The organism is Shewanella glacialimarina (assembly GCF_020511155.1).
Classification (GTDB): Bacteria; Pseudomonadota; Gammaproteobacteria; order Enterobacterales; family Shewanellaceae; genus Shewanella; species Shewanella glacialimarina.
In genome coordinates this window covers 4305017-4318631 of the sequence record NZ_CP041216.1, presented here as the reverse complement: position 1 = coordinate 4318631, position 13615 = coordinate 4305017, and the positions used below count along the sequence as shown (strand labels likewise).

12 protein-coding genes are annotated in these 13615 nt (G+C 42.0%); 4 read left to right on the top strand and 8 right to left on the bottom strand.

Going from position 1 to position 13615, the window contains the following annotated elements:
- The first annotated feature begins 64 nt into the window (after nt 1–64).
- Nucleotides 65–571 carry a pantetheine-phosphate adenylyltransferase gene (gene coaD, locus FJ709_RS18945; RefSeq protein WP_226412035.1) on the top strand — a complete coding sequence of 169 codons (507 nt, stop codon included), beginning with the start codon at nt 65–67 and terminating at the stop codon, nt 569–571.
- Nucleotides 572–629: 58 nt separating this feature from the next.
- Complete coding sequence (locus FJ709_RS18940) at nt 630–2084, top strand: capsule assembly Wzi family protein (RefSeq protein ID WP_226412033.1); 1455 nt, start codon at nt 630–632, stop codon at nt 2082–2084.
- Nucleotides 2085–2184: 100 nt separating this feature from the next.
- Here FJ709_RS18940 and mutM read toward each other — a convergent pair whose 3' ends face one another.
- The 7 genes from mutM to FJ709_RS18905 form a co-directional block, all read right to left on the bottom strand.
- Nucleotides 2185–3000 (bottom strand): bifunctional DNA-formamidopyrimidine glycosylase/DNA-(apurinic or apyrimidinic site) lyase, encoded by an 816-nt coding sequence (gene mutM / locus FJ709_RS18935; protein WP_226412031.1) that lies wholly within the window; start codon nt 2998–3000, stop codon nt 2185–2187.
- Between the two features lie 52 nt (nt 3001–3052).
- Nucleotides 3053–3505: a hypothetical protein gene (locus FJ709_RS18930; protein ID WP_226412029.1), complete on the bottom strand. Its 453-nt coding sequence runs from the start codon at nt 3503–3505 to the stop codon at nt 3053–3055.
- Between the two features lie 347 nt (nt 3506–3852).
- Nucleotides 3853–5670 carry a bifunctional molybdopterin-guanine dinucleotide biosynthesis adaptor protein MobB/molybdopterin molybdotransferase MoeA gene (locus tag FJ709_RS18925; RefSeq protein ID WP_226412027.1) on the bottom strand — a complete coding sequence of 606 codons (1818 nt, stop codon included), beginning with the start codon at nt 5668–5670 and terminating at the stop codon, nt 3853–3855.
- A 51-nt stretch (nt 5671–5721) separates the two neighbouring features.
- Entirely contained in the window at nt 5722–6342 is a 621-nt protein-coding gene (mobA, locus tag FJ709_RS18920) for a molybdenum cofactor guanylyltransferase MobA (protein ID WP_226412025.1), read from the bottom strand.
- Nucleotides 6326–7075 carry an ABC transporter ATP-binding protein gene (locus FJ709_RS18915; RefSeq protein WP_404830066.1) on the bottom strand — a complete coding sequence of 250 codons (750 nt, stop codon included), beginning with the start codon at nt 7073–7075 and terminating at the stop codon, nt 6326–6328. Before FJ709_RS18915 ends, mobA begins: the two co-directional genes overlap by 17 nt.
- Nucleotides 7076–7107: 32 nt before the next feature.
- Complete coding sequence (locus tag FJ709_RS18910; protein ID WP_226412023.1) at nt 7108–7815, bottom strand: ABC transporter permease; 708 nt, start codon at nt 7813–7815, stop codon at nt 7108–7110.
- Entirely contained in the window at nt 7815–8645 is an 831-nt protein-coding gene (locus FJ709_RS18905; RefSeq protein WP_226412021.1) for a substrate-binding domain-containing protein, read from the bottom strand. Before FJ709_RS18905 ends, FJ709_RS18910 begins: the two co-directional genes overlap by 1 nt.
- Nucleotides 8646–8940: 295 nt before the next feature.
- On the opposite strand from FJ709_RS18905, the gene FJ709_RS18900 reads away from it, so the two are divergent.
- Together FJ709_RS18900 and FJ709_RS18895 are read left to right on the top strand one after the other, a co-directional pair.
- Nucleotides 8941–10320 carry a sigma-54-dependent transcriptional regulator gene (locus FJ709_RS18900; RefSeq protein WP_226412019.1) on the top strand — a complete coding sequence of 460 codons (1380 nt, stop codon included), beginning with the start codon at nt 8941–8943 and terminating at the stop codon, nt 10318–10320.
- A 2-nt stretch (nt 10321–10322) separates the two neighbouring features.
- Nucleotides 10323–12452 (top strand): sensor histidine kinase, encoded by a 2130-nt coding sequence (locus FJ709_RS18895; RefSeq protein ID WP_450103975.1) that lies wholly within the window; start codon nt 10323–10325, stop codon nt 12450–12452.
- 389 nt (nt 12453–12841) lie between these two features.
- On the opposite strand, the gene FJ709_RS18890 is transcribed toward FJ709_RS18895, so the two are convergent.
- Nucleotides 12842–13504 (bottom strand): 7-cyano-7-deazaguanine/7-aminomethyl-7-deazaguanine transporter, encoded by a 663-nt coding sequence (locus FJ709_RS18890; RefSeq protein ID WP_226412017.1) that lies wholly within the window; start codon nt 13502–13504, stop codon nt 12842–12844.
- Between the last annotated feature and the right edge of the window lie 111 nt (nt 13505–13615).

Here is a 13615-nt window from a genome sequence, read left to right as displayed (position 1 = left end):
GAGCCGATAAAAAGGGCAGGTATTTTTCGATTTTTATATAGCTATTGCCTATAACAGAGGACCTATGCACAGAAGAGCAATTTACCCTGGGACGTTTGATCCTGTTACCAATGGACATGCCGATCTTATCGAACGAGCTGCGCGTTTGTTTAAACACGTAATTATTGGTATAGCATCTAATCCTTCTAAGCAACCTAGATTTACCCTTGAAGAGCGTGTAGCACAGGTTAATTTGGTTACCGCTCATTTAAATAATGTTGAGGTGGTAGGATTTACAGGGTTATTAGTTGATTTTGCTAAAGAACAAAAAGCTAGTGTATTGGTTCGTGGTTTGCGTGCGGTGTCTGATTTTGAATATGAATTCCAACTGGCTAACATGAATCGTCGTTTAAGCCCTGATTTAGAATCGGTCTTTTTAACTCCAGCTGAAGAAAATTCATTTATATCATCTACCTTAGTAAAAGAAGTGGCTTTACACGGCGGTGATGTATCTCAATTTGTTCATCCACAGGTGGCAGTAGCACTGAAAATGAAAATTGCGCAGATGCATGCGCTGCAACAAGGTAAATAGGGTTATGTTAAAAGGATTTAGGCCTTCTTCGTTAAGTGTTGCTTTGGGTGTGCTAGCAATGTTTCAGATTACTCAGTCTGAAGCTTCGCCTTGGGTTGATACATCTGATATTTATTTACGGGCTGATATTCAAGCTTTAGCTGATGCCGGTATCATCACGGTTCCTATTAATACCTATCCGTTAATGTGGTCAGGTATAGGTGTTGATTTATCTACAGCTGAACCATCACTGATGTCAGTTGATTTAGTAGATGCTTTTTCTCGGGTGAATTTCTATTATCAAAATGCCATAGATAATCGCGGCGATGCTAAAGTTAAAGCAAATGCGGCTAGCGATGCTGCTCGTTTTCAGCATTTTGGTTCAGATTATCGTGAAAAAGGTGATCTAGTCGCTAGTTATGAATATATGGGGGAGCGATTCGCGTACAAGGTGAGCGCATCAGCCCATTACGACCCTTTAGATGATAAAGAGGTGCGTTTAGATGACTCTTATCTTTCTGTGGTTGTAGGCAATTGGATTGTAACAGCAGGTACTTTGAGTCAGTGGTGGGGTCCAGGTTTTGATTCCGGGTTAATTAAGTCAAATAACGCCCGTCCAGCACCTTCATTGATGCTTAGTCGTAATAATGCAGCTGCATTTGAAACTCCGTTTTTATCCTGGGTAGGCCCCTGGACATTATCTGCTGGTTTTAGCCGTTTGGAAGAAGAGCGAGCTGTAGCAAATCCACTGCTGTGGAATTTTCGTGGCACCATTAGGCCACTAAAACAATTAGAGCTTGGGGTATCTTGGACAACCATGTTTTGCGGAGAAGGTGAAGAGTGTGGTTTTTCGACCTTCTTTGATGCTATCAGTGGTGGTACTGAATGTGCGACCGGTGATGCGACCTGTGACCCATCATTAAATACAAAAATTGGTAATCAGATGGCGGGCTTTGATGCGCGTTATTCTGATTCTTGGTTTACGGTACCCGTTGGTTTGTATTTAGAGCGTACCTGCGAAGATTCAAGTGGCTCAGCCCCCTGGAACCTTGCTGATTGCGCCATGATGATGGGGGTTGATACCCGTTTTGCTTTTGATAGTCAGCAATACAAATTGTTTTTTGAATATACCGACACCATGGTAGCGTGTGGTACAGATCAAAATGCCTTTAATTGTTTTTACGAACATAGTACCTATAAAACTGGTTCACGTTATTATGGTCGAGCCTTGGGGAGCACTTATGACAGTGATGCTAAAGTGTATGCTTTAGGATTAATTGGCCAGTTTAAGGACAGCCATGGCCTGACCTCTATTTTACGTTATGCTCAGTTAAATAATGACGGCCAAAATATTAATAATGAATGGGCGCCCCAACCACCTAAAGAAGACGTGTTAATGTTAGAAGTGTCTTACCGTATGCCAATATTGTTGGGAATGGTGACCTTTGGTGGCACAGTTTCTAACTCGAAGTTTGAGATTAAAGATAATGAAACCAATGGTACGGTATTTGGTAGCTATGAATATCGTTTTTAAAGACTAAATGGTTTAGTGGTAACGTGTTTGACAAAGGGAGCTTCGGCTCCCTTTTTGTATTCTAGCTTATGAGGCTAATGCTTGTTGCTAAAGGTTTAACTTACCGAGGCTGGCATACTCCACAAAAAACCGTAGTACGTTGGCCTAACTTTATCTCACTCAATAAGTTACCACAGGCAGTGCAGGTTTGACCGCCGCGACCATACACATGCAGTTTCTGGGCAAAGTAACCTGGTTTACCATCGGCATTAGTGAAGTCTTTAAGCGTCGTGCCACCTTGCTTGATGGCGTGAGCTAGAATTAATTTCACCTCATTAACTAAGATGGTTAAGCGTTCAATGTCAATGTTGCCAGCCGCTGTTTGTGGGTGAATACCCGCAGCAAATAATGCTTCATTGGCATAAATATTACCGACCCCGACGACAATGTGATTGTCCATCAAACACAGTTTAATGGCCTTTTTCTTACCGGCTAACGCAGTTTGCAGTTGGATAGTATTGAAGGAGTCACTGAGTGGTTCAGGCCCAAGCTTAGATAATAATGGATGGGCATCTTCGGGTAGTTCATACCATAACCAAGCACCAAAGCGGCGAGGGTCGTTATAGCGTAGCATTCGGCCGTTATTGAGTATTAAATCGATGTGGTCATGTTTTTCAGGCGCTGTGTTACGTGGCAAAATGCGTAAACTGCCAGACATGCCTAAATGTACAATGGTAATGCCAGCATCGGTATCTATGAGTAAATATTTAGCGCGGCGACGAACGCTGTTAATGGTTTGTCCAACAATGTTTTGCGCAACATCAGGGACAGGCCAGCGTAATGAGCCATTGCGTACAATCAACTGGTCAACAGTTTGATCTACAAGGAAAGGGCTGACACCCTGGCGAGTAACCTCTACTTCTGGTAATTCTGGCATGGCTTAGCAATCTCTCTTATGGTAGGTCATCTACAATTATTCACTTTGATGCTCAGCGAGATTGTACGTTGACGATGGGCAATAGATCAGCGCGTAAGCTTGGGGGAATTTTATACCAATTGAATCCGGGTGATTGCAATAACCCCTCCTCTGTGAATAACAACCACACTTGGGGCTCGTCAATATTGGCAATGGCAAAGGTGACCTTGATAGGTTCAGAGGTATGTATCGGTTCAACTTGTAATGCAGATATAGCAATGTTTTGCCAAGCTTCAGTCCACTGCAAGCAGTTAAGGACGTCATCTGAGCACTGCCATTGACCTATAGAGTCAGCAAGCCATTGATTATTGATGTGCAGTTGCTTTAACGGCAAGGTGCTGTCAAACAATGGCATTGCATCAGCTGGTACCTGTTCGGTTTTACTATTAATAAAGCTCAGTACAGCAATCATCATTGCTGTGACGAGGATAATAATGGTATTCCATTTTTTACGTGATAAAGCCATAAGCTCAATAGGATAATGAAACGTTATTTGAGTTTATCATCTATGGTGAGAAATACTAACTATCCTCAGTGAGGTAAAGTCAGGTTAATAGAAGTAACCAACTGTGGCACTGATAAATCGAAATATCTGCACGCTTTCATTATTGCTTTGGCTAGTTTCTAGATAGGTGAGCTATTTGTTGTTATGGGTATCTAGCTCACGCGGTAAATAAATCAGTGTCCTCATTCATACAATAGGTAACAAAGTCATAGCGGTCAGTCACAGACAATCATCAATATCCTGCTTGGCTATCTGAGCTATCTACAATTTGACTCATCTTTTCCCTACATATTTTTCTAAAACGTGAGTTAAAGTTGCTGAATAAAAACACGCTCGCCCTTGGCGATATGTTCGTCTGCCTCACCAATTACAATTAAACAGTTGGCGGTAACCATCGAACTCAACATGCCAGAGCCTTGAGCACCGCTTGAGATAACATGGACTTGTCCGTCTGCGGCAATATGATAAACCCCGCGTAGAAATTCAGTTCGGCCTGTTTTACTGCGCAAAAACTCATCGGCAATCGCTGGCATATAGCTTGGTTGCCACCGTTGTTCATCAGCCAATGAATGTTCGCCCGCTAGCTTACGTAATGCAGGTTCAACGAATTGTAAAAATGTAACCATAACAGCCACTGGATTACCCGGTAAGCCAAAGAACAAGCTGTTATTGATTTTCCCTACAGCAAGGGGGCGGCCAGGACGCATATTGATACGCCAAAAGTTAATTTGACCAATTTTAGCCAGTACGATTTTAATGTAATCAGCATTTCCCACCGATACACCACCAGAGCTAATCACAATGTCTGCTTGCTCGGATGCCTGAAGTAAAGCGGCTGTAAGTGCCTGCTCATTATCTTCAATAATACCTAAGTCGATAATTTTGCAACCTAACTTTCTTGCCATTGCTTTGATTGTGTAACGGTTAGAGTCGTAAATACAATTTGGTTTAAGAACGTCACCTGGTTGACTCACTTCATCACCCGTTGAAAACACTGCCACTGTTGGTGCTTTAACCACTGATGCTTGATGAACCCCTAAAGAGGCTAATAAACCTATCTCAGCCGCACCTAAACGCTTACCTTTAACTAGGGCCACCTCATTAATAGCAATATCTTCACCGGCTAAACGCACATGCTGACCTTGCTTAATGCTAGTGGTTTCTAATAGTGTTAATAGGTTATCTTGAGTATCACATAATTCCCTAGGCTGAATGGTATCAACACCTTGTGGGGTGGGCGCGCCAGTCATAATTCTTACAGCTTCTCCCGGTTTTACGACCTTGTCATAGCCATGGCCAGCGAGTACTTCTGCTACTATGGTGAGTGGTTTGTCAGTAGCCACATCGCTATATGCAAAACCGTAACCGTCCATTGCTGAATTAGTTTGCTGTGGGACATTGACTGGAGAAATACAATTAGTGGCTAAAACACGCTTATCCAATTCGTCTAAGTCGACTAACTCGGCTCCAACAAGTGGCGTAACCTGGCTAAGAATATGATTAATGCCTTGCGCAACCGAAAGACCTTGTTGGCCATCACTAGGTTTTTGTGCGGTTAAGAGATCAATTGGCAAAGTGACAGATTTAGCTTGCCAGCTTTGTTGGTATTGCATTACAAAATCGGCAATTTGAGCGATATTGTTGATGTCTAACCGAGTCAGTTCTGCCGGTGTTTGTGTGTCTTCGCAGCAGGCAATTGCAACAATATTGTCGTCATGGGTATGAATTAAAGGTTTGCCATGGGAAGCGCGATGTAATTCAATTTTTGGCAATGCCAGTTTTTTAAAACCTTCGACTAAAACAATATCGACTTTATCGGTTTCAATTTGTTTTAGCAGGTGAGCTAAACTCGGATCTGTCTCTAATGCATCCTCTGTCATTAACGCCCAGCGGACATGGGAGGCAACAAGTACTTGCTTAGCGCCTGCTTTGCGCATTTCGTAACTGTCTTTACCGGGAATGTCGACATCAAAATTGTGATGGGCATGTTTAATTACCGCTAAGCGAAGTCCACGACGATTAAGTTCAGGAATTAGCTGTTTCAGTAGTGTGGTTTTGCCGGTACCACTGTATGCACAAAAACCAAGAACAGGGATCGACAGTGGATTATTAAAAACGGAAGACATAATGACCTCTAATTGAAAGACTATGCTAGTTTTTACACATAACTTGGCTTGTTACTCGACTAATGGTGCAGCAAGTTGCTCGGCAAGTTGTTGTTTTTGTTCTGGGGTATTCACATTGATAAAGGCGTTAGGCTGATCAGCAAAGCTGGTCACTTCATAGTGATGCTTGGCGTACCAAAAATCGATTTTACGCTCACCGGCATCTAAAAACGCTTTCATTGAGTCGCGTAAACTTGGCTTAAGTAATAACACCACTGGTTGTTCACGTTGGCCATCACTCGCCACAATAATGTCTGCGCCTGTTTGCTGCATGGTTGCTAGCATTCTACTGGCTAAATCCTGCGGTAATAATGGGCAGTCACAGGGCACTACTAATAATAAGTCTGCTTGAGTATGACCCATAGCGGTGATCATGCCTGCTAAAGGGCCTAAGTAGCCGGAGTCAATATCATTTATCACAGGGTAGCCAAACTCGCTATAACGCTGTTGATTACGATTGGCGTTGATCATAATGCGCTGCACTCGTGGTGCTAATCGATTAATTGTATGGCTAATCATCGGCTGGCTGTTTAACTCGATTAAGCCTTTATCTTCTCCGCCCATACGCCTAGCCATTCCGCCGGCAAGAATAACAGCATCAATAGTAGGTTGGTGTTTACTTGGCAATGACATAGTGTGATTCCATAACAGAGTAATCTTGTTGAGTATCTAAATTAGGCACATATTGGCTTGTGTGTATAACATGTTGCTTAATATGCCAATGTTGTTGGCATAACGCGGTCAAACCACAGGTTTGATGGCTACTAATCAGTAAGCCAGTCCCTTCTGATTTAAGCTGGTTTATCATGGCAAGCACAAGGCGTTGAGAATGCTTGTCCATATTTGAAATGGGCTCATCTAGCATGAGCAATTTAGGCTGACAGATCCATGCCCTTGCAATCGCTAATCGCTGGCGTTCACCACCAGACAACTCACTGGCACAATGGTGCATCAAGTCGGTAAGTTGAGCCATTTTTATTGCCTGAAATAGTCGCTGCTGTATGGCTTGTGAGCGAGCTTGTCTTGCCGTTAACCCGTAGGTTAAATTGTATTGAACACTGCCATCAAATAAGTAGGGATGTTGATGCAAATATACCGCTTTACCCAATAAAGAGCCCTGTTGCCACCAAGCCGGTTTACTAAAGCCTTGGCTATTAATGCATCCTTGCGAGGGAGATATTAATCCAGCCAGAATCTTCATTAAGGTAGATTTACCAGAGCCATTATCACCTTGTAAATAAATCACATCTCCTTGGGTAAAGCTCAATGTACTCACGGTAAAAAGTATTTTTTGATCAAATCGCATCACTATGTCAGTAGCATTTATAGTTGCTTTAGTTGCTTTAGTTGCTTTAGTTGCTGTCATTGTTGAGCTAGTTAGCTGCTTTTTGGATAGCATTAATGACTCCTTGGCAGGGCTTTACCCCGTAATGAGCCTAAAGAAAAATTCAGCACTAATGCCAGAATGAGTAACACTAATCCAAGTGCAATAGCCTGAGCAAAGTCGCCTTTGCTGGTTTCCAAAGCAATAGCCGTAGGAATATTGCGGGTGACATTCATAATATTGCCACCGACCATCATAGAGCATCCTACTTCAGTTAAAATTCGACTAAATGCTGCTATAACAGCAAGCAATAATGCCGCACGTAATTCTCGACATACAGTCCAAATAGCATGTAACCAGTTCGCACCCAATGTGCGTGATGTTTCCCATGCACGGCGGTCTACGCTGGTAAATGCAGCTTGTGACAAGGCCACTAGCACTGGGGCGCAAATTAGCATCTGACCTAAAATCATCCCATTTTGGCTAAACAACCATTTTAAATCACCCATAACACCGTTGCGGGTGAGTAATAAGTACACTAATAATCCAATAACAACCGTAGGAATTGATTGTAAAGTTTGCACTAAGTTAGTGACAATCCAACGGCCAGGGAAATGAGTAAAAGCAAGTAAAAAGCCCAGCATGATGGATGGAATCAGGGTGATAAGCAGCGCCGCCAACGAGACGGAAAAAGACACATGAATAATTGACCACACATCGGGGTCAAAAGAGAGCAGCAAGCTGAACGCTTGCTGCAAAAGGGCTAACCAGCCTTCACTCATTATTGATAAGTTGCCTTAAACAATTTCTCTCCTTGCACGGTGAACTCATTAATCATTTTTTGTGCAGTAGGGCTGATTAACCAGTCACTTAATGCTTGTGCACCTTGATGATTCAGCTCAGGATATTTTGTCGGGTTAATTAACATCACTTGATAAGGGTTGGCTAATTCAGCGCCGCCTTCAAAACTAATGGTCAAGTCCAGTTTGGCTTTGTACGCCACAAATGTCCCACGGTCTGTTAGCGTATAAGCTTGCAATTCATTCGCCATTAATAAGGTTTTTCCCATACCTTGACCAACCGAAGTATAGCCTGCAAAATCCGGCTTGACGTTAGTTTGTTGCCAAATCTCCAATTCTTTCATGTGTGTGCCAGAGTTATCGCCGCGGGAGATAAACGTGCTTGGTTTGGTAGCGATACGATCAAATGCCTGGATAACGCTTTTAGCATCGTGTACGCCAGCAGGATCATTTTTAGGTCCTAAGACCACAAAATCGTTTTCCATAATACCGCGGGGTTGAATGCCATAACCATCAGCGACAAATTTTGCTTCAGCAGCAGGAGCATGGGTCATTACGATATCAACATCGCCTTGGCTGGCAAGTTTAATTGCTTGGCCAGTACCTGTAGCGATGACCTGTACCGAGTAACCTGATTGCTTTTCAAACGTAGGTAATAATGCGCTTAATAAACCAGAGTTTTCAGTGCTGGTGGTCGTTGCTAATTTTATTACGCTATGATTATCATGCTCATCTGCTTGTAATAATGGACTAAAAACCAAGCTACCCCACACGCCAAATAAGGCCGTAATACAGGCGATTTTCTTCAACATTAAATTATCCTTTTAAACTACGATGAAATTGCATAATCCATTACTGGAGGTTGTAAGTCTCGGTTTAGTAACCGTTAATACTGTCCGCTCTATAAGCAAGTTAAATGCCAATTGCATAATGTGCAAATTCAGTTCACGGCAAAGCCTTAATTTGTGAACCAGATCCCACGGTGGTAAAAAACACCTATGACAAATTGTCCCAAGGTCACTTTTTGGTGGTTCATCTTGACCTAGTTTGTATTATTGAGTGCTAAAGTAATGCTAAGTTGAGCCAAAATGTCCAATCGGAGTAATTATGAGCATCGCTGTAAGCGCTAACACCAGCATGTCGGTTCTAATCGTTGACGATGAACCAGGAATGCGCAGCTTTTTAACTAAAGCCATGTTGAAAAAATTTGCTTTAGTCGAAACCGCATCAAGTATTACAGAGGCCGAGCAACTCCGTAGCCAAGGTCATTTTGATTTGTTAATCGTTGATATTCGATTACCCGATCGTTCAGGCATCGAATGGCATGAGGCATTGGATGATACAGACCGTCAGTCCGATATTATTTTTATGACGGGTTATGCTGATATGGATGTAGCGATTAGAGCATTACGAGCGGGCGCATCAGACTTCATCATGAAGCCGTTTCATCTTGAACAAATGATGACAGCAGTCGATCGTTGTATTGAAAAGCGTTTACTAGAGCGTGAAAACTTTATGCTAAAACGTGAGCTGTCCCATGGTCAATCTTCTACTATCATTGGCAGTAGTGATGCTATTAACGAAGTAAAGCAAGTGATAGAGCGTGTTGCTCCAACCAATGCAGTGGTGTTAATTGAAGGCGAGTCAGGTACAGGTAAAGAATTAGTCGCACGTCAGTTACATCTGCTAAGCGGCCGTAAAGGGCCATTTGTGCCGGTAAACTGTGGTGCTATAGCTCCAGAACTATTAGCCAGTGAGCTCTTTGGTCATATAGCTGGATCATTTACCGGGGCTAAAGCGTCTCGGGAAGGGTTATTTAGTTTTGCTTCCGGTGGGACTATTTTTTTAGATGAGATTGGCGAAATGCCGATGAACATGCAAACGGCATTGCTAAGAGTGTTAGAGCAACGTGCAATTCGCCCTGTGGGTAGCGAGAAAGAAGTTGCTATTGATGTGCGGGTTGTGGCGGCCACTAACAGATTGTTAATTGAAGAAGTTGACCAAGGCCATTTTCGTCGGGATCTATATTACCGTTTAAATGTGCTTAATATTTTAATTCCACCTTTACGGGCTCGTCCTGAAGATGTGGTGGAATTAACCCATCATTTTACGGTACAGATATCACAAGACTTGGGCATTAAACCAGTTCTATGGAGCCATGAAGATTTACAAGTATTAAAGCAACATGAATGGCCAGGTAATATCCGTGAGCTTAAGAATATGATTGAGCGATGTATTTTATTAGGTAAACCTCCTGCAGAGTATTGGAAAAAAGCTGAACAGGCAGAAACAGTAGATAATTACGGCTACCCCTTAAGCTGGACATTAAAAGATGTTGAAAAACAGCATGTAACACAGGTGGTTGACTCCCATGACGGCAATAAATCCGCAGCGGCAAGAGATTTGGGCGTATCGCGAAAAACATTAGACAGGAAGTACAAAGATTGGTTCGGGCAAGATAGCTGCGAGGATCAAGAGGAAGGTTAATCGTGTCACTTTTCAAACGAATATTCGATATCAGTTGGCAGCAAATGCAGGCTAAGGTGCGTTATCGGCTATTAATTCTGACACTATTGCCGATCTTAATGACATTAATAAGCCTAGTATTTATTACTATTTACTGGAATATTAGTTATACCAGTCAACAGTTATTTATGAAGGTTAAAGCTGATTTAGCTGTTGCCGAAAATACACTGCAACAGGTTCAAATCCGTCAAGAGCAACAGCTTGTTCATCTGGCAAATTCATGGGCCTTTCAAACTGCGTTTAGTCAACTCCAACAAGATAAAAATAATCAACAAGCGCTGCAGACTATTGCAGAAGTATTAACGCAAACTCAACAGCAATTTAACTTAGACTTTTTACGGATCATAAGTGTAGAACAAGTTGAAAAAAACCCCGACTTAAGTGCTTTATTGCGTCACAAACCTCGCAATCCGGCTTCAGGGGTAATGGTGTTGACTTCTGAACGTTTAAAAGAGATAGACCCACAATTAGCACAATATGCGACGATTGATCTTAAACCTACTCAAAGAGCGTTAGCACCAAGAAAGCAGCAGGAACATCGCGGCTTAGTGAGTAGAAGTGTACTGCCAATAATAAATTCAGACTCTTCAGTGAATTGGTATCTTGATGGTGGCAATTTATTCAACAAAGATACCGTTATTGTCGATCACATTAGTAACCTTGTTTATGACAAAGGGACTTTACCCGCACATTCAATAGGTACAGTAACTGTTTTTTTAGACAATGTTCGAGTAAGTACTAACGTGCCAATGAATGCCTCGTCATCACAATATTCTGAAAAAAATCGCGCGCTAGGCACCTTAGTATCAGAAGAGGTGAAGCAAAAAGTACTAGTGGATGGACAAACTTGGGTTGATAGGGCATTTGTGTTTAATGACTGGTACATTTCCGCCTACGCCCCTTTGCTTGATATCTATGGCAAACGAGTGGGTATGGTGTATACCGGTTTTTCTGAAGCGCCTTTTATTAATATTTATCTACTTAATATTATTGAGTTAGGCAGTATCTTAATGCTGGTATTATTTGGCTCAGGCTTACTGGTTTATCGTGGTGCTTACAGTTTATTAAAGCCTATTGAACGCATTCATCAGGTGGTTAAGGCGGTACAATCAGGGCGTAATGTTCGTATAGGTGAGCTAGGTTTAGATCGTGATAATGAACTGGCCCATTTAGCTGAACAGTTCGACAGTATGTTGGACTTACTGCAAAGACGAAATTTACAGATTCAAGCCGCAGCAGAGCAACTCGAATTAAAGGTGGAGCAGCGCACTAAAAGCTTGCAAGATAAAACCGAAGAATTACAACGTAATGTCGAATTACTGAATGAAACTCGTCAGCAATTGGTTACCAATGAAAAACTAACCGCATTAGGTGAGTTAACGGCGGGTATTGCCCATGAAATTAATAATCCTACCGCTGTGATTCTAGGTAATATGGAGTTATTAAAGTATGAATTAGGTGATCAAGCTGAGCAAGTATCAGAAGAGATTGATCTCGTGATCCAGCAAGTGGGACGTATAAGCACTATTATTCGTAGCTTATTGCAGTACAGTCGCCCTGGTGAATTTAATGCCCCCATCGAAATGCATCAGATGACCCCGATTGTTGAAGAAGTTTTAGTGTTGGTGCGTCACTCAATACAAAAGCAAGAGGTTGTTCTAGTTAAAGCGCTTAATGCAAGTTGTCCAGTTGAGGTTAATCGACCGCAATTACAACAAGTGCTAATTAACTTAGTCGTTAATGCCGCCCATGCTATTGAAGCTAGGAATGATAATGGTAAAGGCAAAATTTGGATTCGAACCCAAGACTGGCTTGAAGGTGATGAACCTATAGGGGTAAAGATTGAAGTTGAAGATGAAGGTGTGGGGATTAACTCAGAACAATTAAGCCGTATATTCGACCCATTTTACACCACACGTAAAGACGGTACAGGTTTAGGTTTATCGTTAAGCTACGGTATTATAAAGCGCTTAGGCGGTACTATTGAGGTGAAATCAACCGAAGGTAAGGGTACAGTATTTATCATTGGTCTTTACCATAGGGCCAAAGATGAACAAACCAATAACCCTTTCGAGGGACTGCAGTTTGTCTAAGCGGTAAGGCAGGCGTGAGTCACTGGCGATTATATGAGATTTGATGATTAGCATGATAGACGTTAGAGGCTGTGGTTTATCTTGAACTCAAGTTGCCGTCCAAATGTATTTGCTGATGAATTTTAAGCAAAAAAAAGCCGGATGATTAATCCGGCCACAAAGAGTGTGAGCAATGTCGTGCTTGCGAACTCAGCGTAACAATAAAGGTGATGAATCTTTAAAATCATTACTGAGCTTTGGAACGCAAATGAATAATAATCATTCTCATTATCGTTTGCAAGTTAAATAAACTCTTTTTTTATTCTTTACACTTCATTTACCAACTTTAAGACAATAAAAAAGCGCGATAGCCGATACCATCACGCTTATTATTCTATTATCAAATAGGGTTATAAAATGCGTCTTGAATGTTGATGCGTACTTAATAATTTATCTTGTAATACCCGCAATAACACCCCGTAAGCGGGTAAAAATAATCCCAAACTGACAATCAATTTAAAACCATAATCTATGGTCGCTATTTCTGGCCAGTGTTGCGCCATAAAAGTATCGGTAGAGGCATAAAATGCCACACTGAAAAAGACTAAAGTGTCGACTAAGTTACCAATTAAGGTTGACGCTGCAGGGGCTATCCACCATGCACGGGCTTTTCTTAACTGGGCGAATACCGTGATATCCATTAATTGACCAATAAGATAAGCAATGAAGCTTGCAAAGGCGATGCGGAATACAAAAGTATTGGCTTCGAGTAAGGCGCCGAATTGTTGAAATTGACCTTGATGAAATAGTACGCCAATTAAATATGACACGATTAAAGCTGGAAACATGGCTTTAAAAATGATTTGTCTTGCAGCTTGCTGGCCAAATATACGCACAGTGAGGTCCGTGGCTAAATACACAAAAGGAAAGCTAAATGCTCCCCAGGTGGTGTGATAGCCGAATACTTGGAACGGTAACTGGACCAGGTAATTGCTGGCGCAAATTATCAGTATATGAAAGCTGACTAAAAATAGCAGCGCACGGCGCGTTTGCGTCTGAGTAAGTGTTAACATCTTGTGGCCTTTTTATTGAGATTAGGCGGGGTGAGGGAACCCGCAATTTTATTGGTTCTGGGTATGCTAGCGCCCACAACGTGTACAGAGATTTATTATGATTATATCTTG

Bases quoted from the DNA above. Each gene is read 5' to 3' on its own strand.
- coaD (WP_226412035.1), top strand. From the start codon at position 65: ATGCACAGAAGAGCAATTTACCCTGGGACGTTTGATCCTGTTACCAAT.
- FJ709_RS18940 (WP_226412033.1), top strand. From the start codon at position 630: ATGTTTCAGATTACTCAGTCTGAAGCTTCGCCTTGGGTTGATACATCT.
- mutM (WP_226412031.1), bottom strand. From the start codon at position 3,000: ATGCCAGAATTACCAGAAGTAGAGGTTACTCGCCAGGGTGTCAGCCCT.
- FJ709_RS18930 (WP_226412029.1), bottom strand. From the start codon at position 3,505: ATGGCTTTATCACGTAAAAAATGGAATACCATTATTATCCTCGTCACA.
- FJ709_RS18925 (WP_226412027.1), bottom strand. From the start codon at position 5,670: ATGTCTTCCGTTTTTAATAATCCACTGTCGATCCCTGTTCTTGGTTTT.
- mobA (WP_226412025.1), bottom strand. From the start codon at position 6,342: ATGTCATTGCCAAGTAAACACCAACCTACTATTGATGCTGTTATTCTT.
- FJ709_RS18915 (WP_404830066.1), bottom strand. From the start codon at position 7,075: ATGACAGCAACTAAAGCAACTAAAGCAACTAAAGCAACTATAAATGCT.
- FJ709_RS18910 (WP_226412023.1), bottom strand. From the start codon at position 7,815: ATGAGTGAAGGCTGGTTAGCCCTTTTGCAGCAAGCGTTCAGCTTGCTG.
- FJ709_RS18905 (WP_226412021.1), bottom strand. From the start codon at position 8,645: ATGTTGAAGAAAATCGCCTGTATTACGGCCTTATTTGGCGTGTGGGGT.
- FJ709_RS18900 (WP_226412019.1), top strand. From the start codon at position 8,941: ATGAGCATCGCTGTAAGCGCTAACACCAGCATGTCGGTTCTAATCGTT.
- FJ709_RS18890 (WP_226412017.1), bottom strand. From the start codon at position 13,504: ATGTTAACACTTACTCAGACGCAAACGCGCCGTGCGCTGCTATTTTTA.